The 13,972-nt window shown below is 72.2% G+C and carries 9 protein-coding genes; 7 read left to right on the plus strand and 2 right to left on the minus strand.

Going from position 1 to position 13,972, the window contains the following annotated elements; translation table 11 throughout:
- Positions 1–3 precede the first annotated feature (3 nt).
- The 7 genes from ACWFRU_RS10830 to ACWFRU_RS10860 all read left to right on the plus strand — a co-directional run bounded on the left by ACWFRU_RS10830 (position 4) and on the right by ACWFRU_RS10860 (position 8,558).
- Positions 4–2,445: a beta-ketoacyl synthase N-terminal-like domain-containing protein gene (locus tag ACWFRU_RS10830; RefSeq protein ID WP_453685765.1), complete on the plus strand. Its 2,442-nt coding sequence runs from the start codon at positions 4–6 to the stop codon at positions 2,443–2,445.
- Entirely contained in the window at positions 2,442–3,788 is a 1,347-nt protein-coding gene (gene ccrA, locus ACWFRU_RS10835) for a crotonyl-CoA carboxylase/reductase (RefSeq protein WP_453685766.1), read from the plus strand. Before ACWFRU_RS10830 ends, ccrA begins: the two co-directional genes overlap by 4 nt.
- Before the next feature lie 86 nt (positions 3,789–3,874).
- Complete coding sequence (locus tag ACWFRU_RS10840) at positions 3,875–4,570, plus strand: thioesterase II family protein (RefSeq protein ID WP_453685767.1); 696 nt, start codon at positions 3,875–3,877, stop codon at positions 4,568–4,570.
- A gap of 227 nt (positions 4,571–4,797) precedes the next feature.
- Positions 4,798–6,054: a GDSL-type esterase/lipase family protein gene (locus tag ACWFRU_RS10845; protein WP_453685768.1), complete on the plus strand. Its 1,257-nt coding sequence runs from the start codon at positions 4,798–4,800 to the stop codon at positions 6,052–6,054.
- A 42-nt stretch (positions 6,055–6,096) separates the two neighbouring features.
- Positions 6,097–6,474: an ectoine synthase gene (locus ACWFRU_RS10850; protein ID WP_453685769.1), complete on the plus strand. Its 378-nt coding sequence runs from the start codon at positions 6,097–6,099 to the stop codon at positions 6,472–6,474.
- A 58-nt stretch (positions 6,475–6,532) separates the two neighbouring features.
- The gene (locus ACWFRU_RS10855) at positions 6,533–7,708 is read left to right on the plus strand and encodes an acyl-CoA dehydrogenase family protein (RefSeq protein ID WP_453685770.1); all 1,176 of its coding nucleotides are present in this window, start codon (positions 6,533–6,535) and stop codon (positions 7,706–7,708) included.
- Positions 7,701–8,558 carry an alpha/beta hydrolase gene (locus ACWFRU_RS10860; protein ID WP_453685771.1) on the plus strand — a complete coding sequence of 286 codons (858 nt, stop codon included), beginning with the start codon at positions 7,701–7,703 and terminating at the stop codon, positions 8,556–8,558. The genes ACWFRU_RS10855 and ACWFRU_RS10860 overlap by 8 nt, the downstream gene beginning before the upstream one ends.
- Positions 8,559–8,570: 12 nt before the next feature.
- Here the strand turns inward: ACWFRU_RS10860 and ACWFRU_RS10865 are convergent, their stop codons facing one another.
- Both ACWFRU_RS10865 and ACWFRU_RS10870 read right to left on the minus strand, forming a co-directional pair.
- Entirely contained in the window at positions 8,571–9,269 is a 699-nt protein-coding gene (locus ACWFRU_RS10865; RefSeq protein ID WP_453685772.1) for a TetR/AcrR family transcriptional regulator, read from the minus strand.
- Positions 9,270–9,394: 125 nt separating this feature from the next.
- Positions 9,395–13,966, minus strand: coding sequence for an amino acid adenylation domain-containing protein (locus tag ACWFRU_RS10870; RefSeq protein WP_453685773.1), 4,572 nt, complete (start codon positions 13,964–13,966; stop codon positions 9,395–9,397).
- Positions 13,967–13,972: the final 6 nt, after the last annotated feature.

Here is a 13,972-nt window from a genome sequence, read left to right on the forward strand (position 1 = left end):
GTGATGACCTCCACCGGCCCGTATGACGAAGGCGCGTACGGCGAAGACGCGTACGGCGACGCGGTAGCCGTCGTGGGGATGGGTATCGCGGTGCCCGGCGCCTGCGACCCGGACGAGTTCTGGAAGCTGCTGAGCGGCGACCGGCCCGTGTTCGAGGAACCCGCGGACCGCTACCGCCTCGACGACTTCTGGTCCGCCGACCCCACGGCCGAGGACCGCGGTTACGCACGTACCTCGGGATTCCTGCACGACTTCCGGCCGCACCCCACACTCGCGGAGGAGATCGCGAGCGGCGCCTTCTCGGCCGCCGATCAGCACCCCGTCTGGCTGCGGCACTGCCTGCTCCAGGCGGGCGACACGGTCACCGCACGCGACATCGACCGCTACGCCTACTACGTCGGCGGCAGCACCGTCGTCGGACAGCGCACCGACGAAGCGGTCCTGACCGAGACCGTCGCCCGGCACACCGCCGCGCACCGGCACCCCGACGACCCCGCACGCCGCGCCGAGGCTGAAGAACGGCTGCGCGGGCTGCTGGGACGCCACTACGGACACGGGAGCGGACCGGCACGCGACACCCTGCCCGACCGGGCCGCGCGGGCCGCGGCGGCCGGACTGCTGCCCGACGGCTGCGAGTTCGCGGTGGTCGACACCGCCTGCTCCTCCGCCCTGTACGCGATCGGCCAGGGCATCACGAGCCTGCTGGCCGGGGACAGCGACATCGCGTACTGCGGGGGCGCCTCGGGGGTGACGCCGCGCTACAACATCGGCTTCGCCAAACTGCGCGGCCTGAGCCGCACCGGAGACGTCCGCGTGTTCGACCAGGCGGCGGACGGCACCCTCTTCACCGACGGCGCGGGCATCGTCGCGCTCAAGCGCCTCGACCGTGCCCGTGCGGACGGCGACCCGGTGCTCGGCGTCCTCCTCGGCTTCGGCGGGTCGTCGGACGGCCGGGGCGCGGCGATCTACGCCCCCAATCCGGCCGGTCAGCGCCGCTGCCTCGACCGCGCCCGGCAGGCCGCGGGCGTGACGCCGGACGAGGTCGACTGGGTGGTCGCGCACGGGACGGGCACGGCCGTCGGCGACGCGGTGGAGGTGCGCACGCTCGCCGAGGTCACCGGCCCCGACGGCGTCTGGTGCGGCTCCAACAAGTCCCTGCTCGGCCACACCGGTTGGAGCGCCGGAGTGGTCTCGCTCATCGAACTCCTGACGGCGCTGCGCCACGGGGCGATCCCCGCACAGCGCCGCTACACCGAGCGCGCGGCGCAGCCCGCGGGCGAGGCCGCCGAACCGGCCGACGACCGCGTACGCATACCCGTCACCGACATCCCCTGGCCCGAAGGCGGCAGGCGCCCCCGGATCGCGGGTGCCTCCTCCTTCGGGTTCGGCGGCACGAACGCCCATCTGCTGGTCTCCGACCGCGCCCCCGCGCCCCGGCCCGCCCCGGAACCCGAAGCCGACCCGGTGGTCCTCCTCGCCTGGACCGCGCACCTGCCCGGGGACCCCGGACCCGCGGAAGTGGAGCAACTGGTGCGCGAGGGCCGCCTCCCGGGGCCGCGCACGTTCGGCGCCGCATACCCGGCACCGCCGTTCCAGGACGTACGCCTCCCGCCGCCCACCGTGCGGGCCACCGACGCGAGCCAGCTCATGGCGCTGCGCGCGGCGGCCCTGTTCGCCGCCGAACACGGCGAGCTGTGGGCTCCCGTGCGCGCCACCACCGGCGTCGTCGCGGCCACCACAGGACCGTCGCCGTCCGCGATGGACCACCTCGTGCGCTGCTACGCCACCGAGGTGGACCGGGTCCTCGAAGGCCCCGACCGCACGGCGTTCGCCGGCTTCCTCGCCGAGATCAGGTCCAGCACCCAGGCGACCACGAAGGACACGCTGCCGGGGATCATGCCCAACGTCATCGCGGCCCGCATCGCCAACCGCCATGACCTGGGCGGCTCCACCATGCTGGTGGACACCGGCGCCACCAGCGGGCTCACCGCCGTGCACACCGCGGTCCGGCAGGTGTCCCGCGGCGTTCTCGACATGGCGCTCGTGCTCGGCGTCAGCCCCACCGGGCGGCCCGAGTTCGCCCACTTCATGGGCATCGACCCGCAAGGCGTCGCCGAAGGCGTCTTCCTGCTCGCCCTGAGCCGGGAATCCACCGCCCTCGCCCACGGACTCACCCCCCTCGCCCGTCTCACGTCCGCCTGGCCCGCCACGCCCCACGCGCCGGCCGACATCATCTGCGGCGCCACCACGGGCGACACGGGCCCCACCTTCCTCGCCGCGGACGGCATCCTCGGCGTGCTCAGGGCGCTGCACACCGACGCCGCCGACGGAGCCGAAACCACCGTGGGGCCGCCGCCCGGCGAAGCAGGCCCCGTCATCACCCTCGCCCGCACCGCCGGCGGTACGTCCGGCCCCACGACCCGGCAGACAAGGACCAGTCGATGAGTCAACTCCGCGACGCCGCGGCCACGGACGACCCGCGGGCCATCGCCGCCTGCGAGGTCCCGGCCTCCTTCCGGGCCGCCGTCGTCCTCGCATCGGAGCAGAAGGAGATCGCCCGGACACCCGCCGCGGACCGCGACCCGCGCAAGACGGTCCACGTGCAGGAGGTCGCCACCCCGGAGCTCGGGCACGGTGAAGTGCTCGTCGCCTCCATGGCCAGCTCGATCAACTACAACACCGTGTGGTCCGCGCTGTTCGAGCCCGTACCCACCTTCCGCTTTCTGCGCACGCTCGGCCGCACCTCGCCGGAGGCCGCGCGCCACGACCTGCCGTACCACATCCTCGGCTCCGACCTCTCCGGCGTCGTGCTGCGCACCGGACCCGGCGTCCACGAGTGGAAGCCCGGCGACGAGGTCGTCGTGCACTGCCTCCAGCCGGACCTGCAGACACCCGGCGGACACGACGACGCCCTGCTGGACCCCGGCCAGAAGGTCTGGGGGTACGAGACGAACTTCGGCGGCCTCGCGGAGGTCTCGCTGGTCAAGGCGAACCAGCTGATGCCGAAGCCCGCCCACCTCACCTGGGAGGAGGCCGCCTCGCTGGGGGTGGCGCTCTCGACCGCCTACCGCCAGCTGGTGTCCGACCACGGAGCGGGGATGAAGCAGGGCGAGCGCGTCCTGATCTGGGGCGCGGGCGGCGGTGTCGGCGCCTACGCCACACAGTTCGCCCTCAACGGCGGTGGCATCCCGATCTGCGTCGTGTCGTCGCAGGCCAAGGCCGACCTGTGCCGGGGGATGGGAGCGGAGCTGATCATCGACCGGTCCGCGGGCAACTTCACCTTCTGGGACGAGCAGGACCGCCCACGCCTCGGCGAGTGGGGCCGCTTCCGCAGCGCCATCCGCAGCCTGGCGGGCGACGACCCGGACATCGTCATCGAGCACCCCGGCCGGGACACCTTCGGCGTCAGCGTCATGGTGGCCGCCCGCGGCGGAAAGGTGGTCACCTGCGCGTCGACCACCGGCTACCAGCACAGCTACGACAACCGCCATCTGTGGATGCACGTCAAGCGCATCATCGGGTCGCACATGGCGAACTACAAGGAGGCCTGGTCCGCCAACGACCTCGTCGCGAGCGGCGCGATCCACCCGGTGCTCTCGCGGACCTACCCCCTCGAAGGCGCGGGCGACGCCACCTACGACGTGGCGGGAAACACCCACCACGGCAAGGTGGGCGTGCTCTGCCTCGCCGACCGCGAGGGCCGCGGAGTCCGCGACCCCGAGCTGCGCGCCCGCAAGCTCGACCAGATCAATCTGTTCCACCACAACCCGGGAGCACAGCGGGCATGAGCGGGGCGGCGCATCATTCCGGCCTGTGGGTGAGGTCGTATCAACAGGCCGGAAACACGTCCGAAAAGCAGGCGGAGAAACAAGCCGTGCGGCTCGTCTGTTTCCCGCACGCGGGCGGCAGCGCAAGCTATTTCCACCCCCTCTCCCGAGCCCTTGCCCCCGCGGTCGACGTGCTGGCGGTGCAGTACCCGGGACGGCAGGACCGCTATCGCGAACCCTGTGTCGACGACATCCCCCGGCTCGCCGACCACATCTACGAGGCGCTGCTGCCGTGCCTGGACCGGCCGTTCGCCTTCTTCGGGCACAGCATGGGCGCGCTCCTCGCCTTCGAGGTGGCGCGCCGCTGCGAAGCCGCCATGACGGCGTGGCCCTCGCGGCTCTTCGTCTCCGGCCGCCGGGCGCCGTCACGGCACCGTGACGAGCGGATTCACCTCTCCGATGACGCGGGCCTGGTGCAGGAGTTGCTCTCGGTCGGCGGCACCGATCAGCGCCTGGCGGCGGACCCGGAGCTCCTCGCCACCGTGCTGCCCGCCGTACGCAGCGACTATCGCGCGGCCGAGACCTACGTCTTCACCCCGGGCCCGGCGCTGACCTGTCCGATCACCGCGCTCACCGGCGGGAGCGACCCCAAGGCGACCGTGGCGGAGGTACGCGACTGGCGTGCCCACAGCGCGGGCGGCTTCACGCTGCGCGTCTTTCCCGGCGGGCATTTCTTCATCGAGGAATGCCGCGACGATATCGCCGAAATCATCATCGACTCGCTGTGCCCCACTTCCCGGTGACTGCTTTTTAGGTGGCCCGCGCCGGGCAATAGGGGCCGGTTAGGGGTTATGGCCCGACCGAGGCGCGCGTTAGCGTCTCCGCATATTCAGGGCGCCACCATTTCACGGTTGAAGTACCGCGGTCGGTTCACGTAATCCCTTGATTTCTTTTCCTTGCCCGCATACCGGTCCGTGGTGGAGACCCGCACACGGGACGGGCGCGCCACGGCGCGCGGAAGGAGCAAGGCATGACGGAGACCACCAGGCGCCGGGCGCTCGCCCTCATCGGCACCACGGCGGCCGCGGGCCTGACGGCCGCGGCGTCCGCGAGGGCCGCGGAGGGCCCGGACGGAGCCCGGAACTGGGTGACCACCTGGTCCACCGCGATGACGCCGCCCAGCCTCGGCATGGGCACCAACTGGTCCAAGGAGGGCTTCGCCGACCACAGCGTCCGCCAGCTCGCCCGCACCAGCCTCGGCGGCCGGACGCTGCGCGTGCGGCTTTCCCACCACTTCGGTACGCGGCCGATGCGGCTGGCCGGCGCCACCGTGGCGCTCAGCGCGGGCGGCGCCGCGATACGCCCCGGCACCCTGCGCCGGCTGACCTTCGACGGCGCCTCGTCGGTGACGGTGCAGCCCGGCGGCACGCTGGCCAGCGACGCGGTCCACCTGACGGTCGCCGCCCGCGAACGGGTCGCGGTCACCCTGTACTTCAAGGACGCCACCGGGCCCGTCACCTTCCACCCGTGGGCCGGGAGCACCTGCCACCGGGCGGCCGGAGACCACCGGGACGACACGGACGGCACCGCCTTCACCGAGACCACGGGGGCGATGTACTGCCTCGCCGCGATCGACGTCGCCGCACCCGCCCGGCAGTACACCGTGATGTGCTTCGGCGACTCGCTCACCGACGGATTCGGTTCGGCCGTGGACCGCGACGAGCGCTACCCCGACGCCCTCGCCGAACTCCTCGCCGCCCAGGGCACCCCGCACGCCGTGGCCAACACCGGCATCAGCGGCAACCGGCTCCTCAACGACACCTTCTGCCTCGGCGAGAAGGCCACCAAGCGCTTCCGCCGCGACGCGCTGACCCAGCCCGGCGTACGCAAGCTCGTCGTGCAGCTCGGCGGCAACGACATCACCGTCCACGGAAACCACCCCTGCCTCGGCGAGACCCCCGAGGTCACCCCGGACGAGCTGATCGCCGGCCACCGCGAACTGCTGCGCCAGGCCGCGGAGTTCAAGCTGCCGGTCATCGGCGTCACGAAGCCGCCGTACGGTTCGTCGCCCATGTACCAGGAGCACCACGACAAGATCCGCATGGCGGTCAACGCGTGGATGCTCCAGGAGCGGCGCTACGCCGCCGTGGTCGACTCCGACCGCGTCCTCGCCGACCCCACCGACCCGGTGCGCATGGACCCCCGTCTCGACAGCGGGGACGGAGTGCATCCCAACGGCGCCGGATACCGCGCCATGGCCGCCGCGGTGGCCCCCCACCTCCGGTGACGGCCCAAGAGACCCAGAGAGAATCAGAGAGGAGAGGCAACGTTGTTCATACGGGACAGTTCACAGGTCAGAGCCGTCGAGTGGGGCAACGGCACCAGCCGCCGTCTGCTCGTGGAGACGGACGGGATGGGCTTCACGGTGGCCGAGACCACGGTGCGCGCGGGCACCAAGTCCCGGCTGCAGTACCGCCGGCACCTGGAGGCGTGTTACTGCATCGGCGGCCGCGGTGAGGTCACATCGGCGGACGGCGCCGTCACCTACCGCCTCGAACCGGGTGTGCTCTACGTACTCGACCAGCACGACGCGCACTTCCTCGTGGCCGACGCCGACGAGGACCTGCATCTGATCAGTGTGTTCAACCCGCCGCTGCGCGGCGACGAGGCACACAGGCTGGACGAGTTCGGCTTCTCGCAGTACTGACCGTCCGCCGCACCACGCCCGCCCGGTCCCGTTCGAGCTCGCGGAAGAGGATGCACCGTTGATTCAGTGGAATGAGGACCAAAGAGCGCTGCGCGACGCGGCGCTGGGGCTCGGGAAACCCCTGAGCACCGGATATCTCGAACGGGACGCGGACGGCGAGTTCCCCCGCGAGCAGTGGCGGCTCCTGGCCGGGTCCGGTCTGCTCGGCCTGCCGGTCGACGGGGCCTGGGGCGGGCTCGGCCAGGATCTGACGACCACGATGCACGTCCTGGAGGGCCTGGGGGAGGGGTGCCGCGACACCGGGCTCAGCTTCTCCGCCTGCACCCACCTCATCAGCACCTGCCTGCCCGTCGACCGCTTCGGCTCCGACGCGCTCAAGGAACGCGTCCTGACGGCCGCCGCCGCCGGCGAGCTGATCGGCGCCCACGCCATCTCCGAGCCGGAAGCGGGCTCCGACATGCTCGCCCTGCGCACCCGGGCCGAGCAGGACGGCGACGACCTGGTCATCAACGGACACAAGGCGTTCGTCACGAACGGCCCGGTCGCCGACCTGTACGTCGTCTATGTGAAGACCGACCCCGGCGCGGGAGCCTTCGGCATCACGGCCGTCGTCGTGGAACGCGACCGGCCCGGCCTCACCGTCGGCAAGCCCATGCGGAAGATGGGGCTGCGCTCCTCGCCGCTCGGCGAGCTGTTCTTCGACGACTGCCGGGTGCCCGCGCGGAACATCCTCGGCGACGTCGGCTCCGGCTTCGCCATCTTCGACCACGTGATGAAGTGGGAGGTGCTCTGCTCCTTCGCCGTCAACGTGGGCGAGATGCAGCACCGCCTGGAGCGCACGGTCGACTACGTCAGGAGCCGGCGCCAGTTCGGCCGGCACATCGGCTCCTACCAGTCCGTCGCCCACCGCGTCGTGGAGATGCGCATGGCCGTGGACACCGCCCGGCGCGCCCTGTACGACGCGGCGCTCAAGGTGCAGCGGGACGAGGACGCCACCGTGGACGTCGCGATCGCCAAGCTCCTCGCCAGCGAGGGAAATCTGTCCTCGGCCGTCCACGCCGTCCAGATCTTCGGCGGTTACGGCTACATGACCGAGTACGGCCTGGAGCACGACGTGCGCAGCGCCATGGCGGGCACCATCTACTCCGGCACCACCGACATCCAGCGCAACAGGATCGCCACCATGATGGGCCTCGAGGACCCGGCCCCGGACGGGAGCCGCCCCCATGCCTGAGCCCCTCACCGTGTCCCAGTTGCGGGACCGCCACGACCAGATGATGTCCAAGCTGCCGCGGCCCGAGGTGGCCGAAGTCCGTGACCTCACCGTCGCCGGGCGGCCCGCCCGCCTCTACCGGCCGCACGGCGCCGCCCAGCCGCAGCCCGCCCTGGTCTTCTTCCACGGCGGCGGCTGGGCGCTCGGCGGCATCGACTCGTACGACCCGGTGGTCCGCTCGCTGACCCGCGCCTGCGACGCCGCGTACCTCTCGGTGGCCTACCGGCGCCCGCCCGAACACCCCCACCCGGCGGCCGTCGACGACGCCGTGGCCGCCGTCGAGTGGATCGCGGAGCACGCCGCCGAACTCGGCCTGGACCCGGGCCGCATCGGCCTGGTGGGAGAGAGCGGCGGCGGGCAGATCGCCCTCGCCGCCGCCCTGCGCCTCGCCGCGTCCGGCGGCCCCGCGCTCACCCTGCTGCTGCTCGCCTACCCGGCGGTCGACCTGCGCGCGGAGCCGCCGTCCGGCGCGCTGCCCGATGACCTGCGCCGGATGATCGCGTTGTACGTCGGCGACTGCGACCGCACATCCCCCGAAGTGTCGCCGCTGCTCGCCCCCGATCTGAGCGTGCTGCCGCCGACGGTGGTCGCCACGGGCGAGTTCGACTTCCTGCGCGGCCAGATCCGGGAGTTCACGGCACGGCTGCGCTCGGCCGGCGTACCCACCACCCTGGTCGACGGGGACGGACTCGACCACGGCTTCCTGGCCTGGGGCGGTCTGGCCAGGCGTCCCGCGGAGGCCATCACCCTGCTCGGCGGCCATGTGCGCCGCGCGCTGGGATGCACGGCCGCGGCCGACACCGCGCCGTAGCCACGGCGCGGGCTACGGGGACGGCGTGGGGAACGAGGACGGAGCGGAGGACGAGGACGGAGCGGGGGACACGGGAAGGCCCGCCTCCAGATGGGCCAGGGCCTGGTCGAGGACGGCGGGGCCGTCCATCGACGGGTCCTTGGCCCAGTCGAGCCACACCATCAGGATCACGCCGCAGACCGCTCCGGTGAGGCTGCGCACCTCGGGGTCGTCGGGGGAGCGGTCCGTGTGCTCGGCGATCAGCGTGGCCAGTCTCGGTATCGTCGCCGTGATGTTCGACAGGTTCGCCGCCCACAGCTCCGGGACCGACAGGATGAGCATCTCGCGCTCCATCCGCTCCGCCAGCTGGTCGGACGACTCCCCGGAGAACATCTCGCGCAGCGCGAAACGCAGGGCCCGGGTGGGGCTCAGTTCCGCGGGCTGCGCGCGAAAGGCCTTGGTGAGCAGGGAGTAGTCGTCATCGAGCCGGATCAGGTCCTCTTTGGTCGTGAAGTACCGGAAGACCGTGCTCGGCGCGACCTCGGCGGCCTCCGCGATCTGCTCGACCGTCGTGACGCTGTACCCCCGCTCGCGGAACAGGCGCAGCGCCTCCCGCTGGATCGCCGTACGGGTCCTGGCCTTTTTTCGCTCGCGCAGGCCCGAGGGGCGAGGGGAGGGCGGACTGCCCGCGTCGGCTGCTGGCCGACGACCTCCTTTCGACAGCGAGGACATGCGTCACCTCCGGTGCGACTGCGGCGTGGTCCTGTCGGGGCGCGCGCCCCAGGTTTCCGTCATGATAGCCAGCCATCCCCGGCTTGCCCGTAGCCCGGGAAACAGGGCTTTTCCGGTGAACAGCCCTACGGGCGCGACCATTCGGGCACCGAGGCGGCGAGCGCCGCGATGGTGGGCCGGTCCAGGAGCGCCTCCACGATCTCCTGGGCGCTGCGGTGCAGCCCGAGCTCCTCGCGCAGCGGCCCCAGCATGCTCACCACATGCAGCGAGTCCCCGCCCAGATCGAAGAAGTTGTCCTCGACGCCGAAGTCCGTACGTCCCAGGGCCTCGCTCCACAGCTCGAACAACCGCTGCTCAACGGCGTCGCGCGGCGTCACCCGCGTGACCGCGGCGGCCTCCTGCCACGGCAGCGGCAGCGCGCTCCGGTCGACCTTGCCGTTGGAACTCAGCGGAAGCTGGTCCAGGAGCAGCAGATGCCGCGGCACCATGTACTCCGGCAGCGCCTCCTCCACCCCTTGGCGCAGCAGTTCGACGTCCAGGGCCGGTGTGGCGCCGCCCGGGGCCGCCGCGACGAGCACGTGCATATAGAGGTCGTCCGGCGCGCCCTCGGCCGGGAGCGAGGTGAAACCGTCGAAGCCGGCGCCCTCGACCTCTTCCCGCCACCGCGCCACCGAGAGCAGCGGCAGCCGCTGCTCGTCCGTGGCGCGTTCCTGGGCCAGGCCCTCGATCAGACCGACGGTGATCAGCGCGGAGGGCATGTTGACGGTGCTCTCCAGGAGCACGAGCAGACCGCCCGGCGAGAGCAGCGCCCGCAGCCGGGTCAGCGTCTGGCCGATGCTCTTGGCGTCGTGCAGCACGTTGGCGGCCAGGATCACGTCCGCGCAGCCGGGGGCGAAGCCCTGCTCGGCGGGGTCCGCGTCGATGTCGAACACGCGGTGCTCGAGGAAGGGGTACGCGGCCTTGAACTGCTGCTCCGCACGCGACGTGAAGTAGCTGGAGATGTCGGTGAAGCAGTACCGCACCCGGTCCGCGGGCAGCTCGGGCAGGACCCGTTCGGTGGTCCCGCCGGTGCCCGCGCCGACCTCGAGGACGCGCACCGGTTCGGACCCCGGCCAGGCGTCCACGAACGTCCGCAGGGCCTGCGCCACGGTGCGGTTCTGCACCTGCGCCACGGGGTTGTCCGCGTACAGGGCCCGCGTCACGCGCCAGTCGCCGTCGGGCATCAGGAACTCCAGGGGGCTCACCTCGCCCCGCAGCATGGCCACTTGATGCTCCGCGCACTGTGCGAAGTACTCGCGCAGCACGCCGTGCGGCCCGGACACGTCCATGCCGTCCAGGGTGCGGCGGATCTCCGCGTCCAGGGCGTCGGCGTCGAAGGGCCGCTCGCAGCGGTACGTCGTCTCGCCTTCGCCACTGCCACCGTCGGCCAGCAGCAGGCCGCGCGCCACGAGCTCGCCGAGCTGACGCCCGATCAGCTCCCGGTACACCGGCTTGATGCCGGACGCCACGATGTCCTCGCAGCGGGCGCTGTCGCCGGCCGCGCGGAAGAATCCGAGCCGGGCCAGGGACCGCGCGATCACCAGGGGGCACAGGGCGTCCGCCGCGGCATGGGTGCGCTCCTCGGTACGCAACTCCTCTGCACGCTCGGCCTGTTCGCGCTCCCGGCGCTCTTCGGCCCGCTCGGTGACCTGCCGCAGCAGCTCGCCCTCGTCCGGCGCCCCGGTGTCCGCGGCGGCGCCCGAGTCGGGCACGACGTACCCGACTAGCTGGGCGCGGCCCGTGGTGGGGTTGGTGCCGATGCCGACGACCGCCTCGGCCACGCCGTCCTGGCGGGCCAGGGTCGCCTCGATCTCGCCCAGTTCGATGCGGTAGCCGTTCAGCTTGATCTGCGAGTCCTCGCGGCCCAGGAAGTCGATGTCACCGCCGGGCAGGTACCGGCCCAAGTCGCCCGTGCGGTAGATGCGTTCGCCGGTCCGGGGGTGGGTGAGGAACCGCTCGGCGGTCTTCTCCTCGTCGCCCCAGTAGCCCTTCGCGACACCGATGCCGCCGATGTAGATCTCCCCGGTGGCCCACACCGGGCACGGTTCGAGCCGCTCGTCGTACACGTGCAGGGTCTGCCGGGCGAGCGGCTTGCCGTAGGGGATGCGGGTCCAGTCGTCGGGCACCTCGCCGATGGGGTACGACACCGACCAGATGGACGCCTCGGTGGCGCCGCCCAGGCTGATCACCTGGGTGCGCGGATGATGCGCGCGGATGGTGTCGGGCAGGGCCACCGGGATCCAGTCGCCGCTCAGGAGCGCGAGCCGCAGCGTCGAACTCCCCTCGGGGAACCGGGTGTCGTCGTCCTTGAGGCTGTCGGTCCACGCCTGCATGAGGGCGGGCACCGAGTTCCACACCGTCACCCTGTGGCGCCGCACCAGGTCCGTCCAGTGCGCCGGGTCATGGGCGTCCTCCGGAGCGGGCAGCACCACGGCGGCGCCCGCGGCCAGGGTGCCGAAGACGTCGTACACGGACAGGTCGAAGCTGAGCGAGGACAGGGACAGGACGCGGTCGTCCGGCCCGACGTCGAACCGCTGGTTGATGTCCTGCACGGTGTTCGCCGCACCCCGGTGGTCGATCACCACACCCTTGGGCTGCCCCGTGGAGCCCGAGGTGAAGATGGTGTACGCGAGGTCGGTGGGCGCCGGGTCGACGGCGGGCGGGGTGATGGGCGCCGAGCGGACCTCGCTGTCGGCGAAGGTCACCACCTGGACGCCGGCCGGCCAGTCGAGCCGCTCGCGCAGCTCGGGCGTGGTCACCGCGAAGCGCACCGCGCAGCGGTCGTACAGCTGGGCGCGGCGGGCGGCGGGCCACTGCGGGTCGAGCGGCAGATAGGCGGCGCCGGAGCGGGTGATGCCGATGGCCGCGGCGACCTGCTCGCGGCACTTGGGCATCACGACGGCGACCAACTCGTCCGTACGGGCGCCCAGATCGACCAGGCGGTGCGCGAGGCGGCGCTCCTCGCCCAGGAGTTCGCCGTAGGTGTAGCGGCCGTCGGTGGCGAGCACGGCATCGGCGTCCGGCGTCCGCTCGGCCTGCTCCTCCACCAGGGAACACAGGGTGCGCTCGGGAATCGGCGCCTCGGTGTCGTTGGCCGCGAGCCGCTCGCGCTCCTGCCACGCGGGGAGGGCGACGGCGGGGCCGGGGTCGTCCCACAGGCCCTCGTCGCTGCCGAGGCGGCCCACCAGGTCCTCGTAGGAGGCGAACATGTCGTCCAGAAGGCCCTCGGGGAACAGTTCCTCGGCGGCGTCCCAGTTGAGGTGCAGCTCCCCGTGCTCCTCGGTGACCTGGTGGTCGAGCCACACCTGCGGGGTCTGGCTGACGCCGTTGACGATCTCGCCGAGGAACTTCAGGCCCCCGGTGAGACCGGCGTCCGACGACGCCCCGAGCATGCTGGTGAAGACGACGGGCATCGCCGCGCCCGGCATCCCGCCCTGCCGCCGCGCCCGTTCACGGAGCACCTGCACCCCGCTGTACGAGAGATGTTCCAGGTCCTGGATGAGCCGCCGGTGCAGCACACCGGCCCGGGCGGCGAAGGTGTCCCGCGGCTCCGAGTCGGTCGACAGGAGTGTCACCGAGGTGAAGTCACCCATGATGGCGTCGACTTGGGGGTGCAGCGGCGGGCGGTTGAACAGCGTCAGGTTGAGGGTGTGACCGGGCTCCTTGGACCAGGTGCGCAGCACGTCGGTGAACGCCGTCACCAGGGCCGCCGACGGGGTGATGCCCCGGCGCCGAGCGGCCTCCTTGATCGCCGCCCACTGCTCCTTGGGCACGATGGAGTGCCGGCGGCGGAACTCCACCGCCCCTCGGCCGGGCCTGCTGGGCAGCATCGGCAGTTCGGGGGCCGGCGGCAGCGTGTCCAGACGCTCCGCCCAGTACCGCTCGGCGCGGGCGTACTCCGCGCCGTCACGTGCTTCCAGCTGCGCCATCACGCAGTCGCGGTAGGAGAGTTCGAGGGGCTCGGGAATCCAGCGGGGGTCCTCGTAGAAGCGGCGCCACTCCTGGAAGAGGAGGTCCATGCTGAAGCCGTCCATGATCAGCATGTCCAGGCTCAGATGAATCCGCAGCCGCCGGTCGTCCAGGCGGCTCGCGCGGATGTCGAACACCGGCCAGCGGTCCGCCGGGAGCACCTGGTGCCCCATCTCCTCGCGCACGCTCTCCAGGTGCGCCTCCTGCTCGGCCTCGGAGAGCCCGCGCAGGTCCGCGACACGGATCTCGTACGCCGGTACTTCGGGCAACACCCTCTGCAGGCCCGAGGGTTCGATGATCGCGCGCAGCATGTCGTGCCGGTCGATGACCTTCCGCAGGGCGCGGGCGAGGCGGTCGACGTCCAGGTCCTCCGTCGCGGTCTCGAGGTAGGCGTGGGTGGCGATGCCGCCCATCTCGATCGCGGGGTTGCGGCCCACCCAGTACGCGTGCTGGATGTCGGTGAGCGGGAACGGTTCGTGCCGCTGCTCGGGCCGGGGCACGATCGCCGCGGCGGGACCGCCGTGGTCGGCGCGGCCCAGGAGCTCGATCAGCTCTTCACGCGCGGCGCGCAGCCTGTCGCGCAGACCGTCCGTGAGGCTGCCCGCGGGGGCGAGCACGTCGAGCCGCCCGTCGGCCAGGCGGAGCCGGATGCCCCGGCGGTGCAGTTCGGAGAGCAGTTCATGCTCCATGGGTGA

Source organism: Streptomyces sp. NPDC055099 (assembly GCF_053607685.1).

Bases quoted from the DNA above. Each gene is read 5' to 3' on its own strand.
- ACWFRU_RS10870 (WP_453685773.1), bottom strand. From the start codon at position 13,966: ATGGAGCATGAACTGCTCTCCGAACTGCACCGCCGGGGCATCCGGCTC.
- ACWFRU_RS10845 (WP_453685768.1), top strand. From the start codon at position 4,798: ATGACGGAGACCACCAGGCGCCGGGCGCTCGCCCTCATCGGCACCACG.
- ccrA (WP_453685766.1), top strand. From the start codon at position 2,442: ATGAGTCAACTCCGCGACGCCGCGGCCACGGACGACCCGCGGGCCATC.
- ACWFRU_RS10830 (WP_453685765.1), top strand. From the start codon at position 4: ATGACCTCCACCGGCCCGTATGACGAAGGCGCGTACGGCGAAGACGCG.
- ACWFRU_RS10865 (WP_453685772.1), bottom strand. From the start codon at position 9,269: ATGTCCTCGCTGTCGAAAGGAGGTCGTCGGCCAGCAGCCGACGCGGGC.
- ACWFRU_RS10860 (WP_453685771.1), top strand. From the start codon at position 7,701: ATGCCTGAGCCCCTCACCGTGTCCCAGTTGCGGGACCGCCACGACCAG.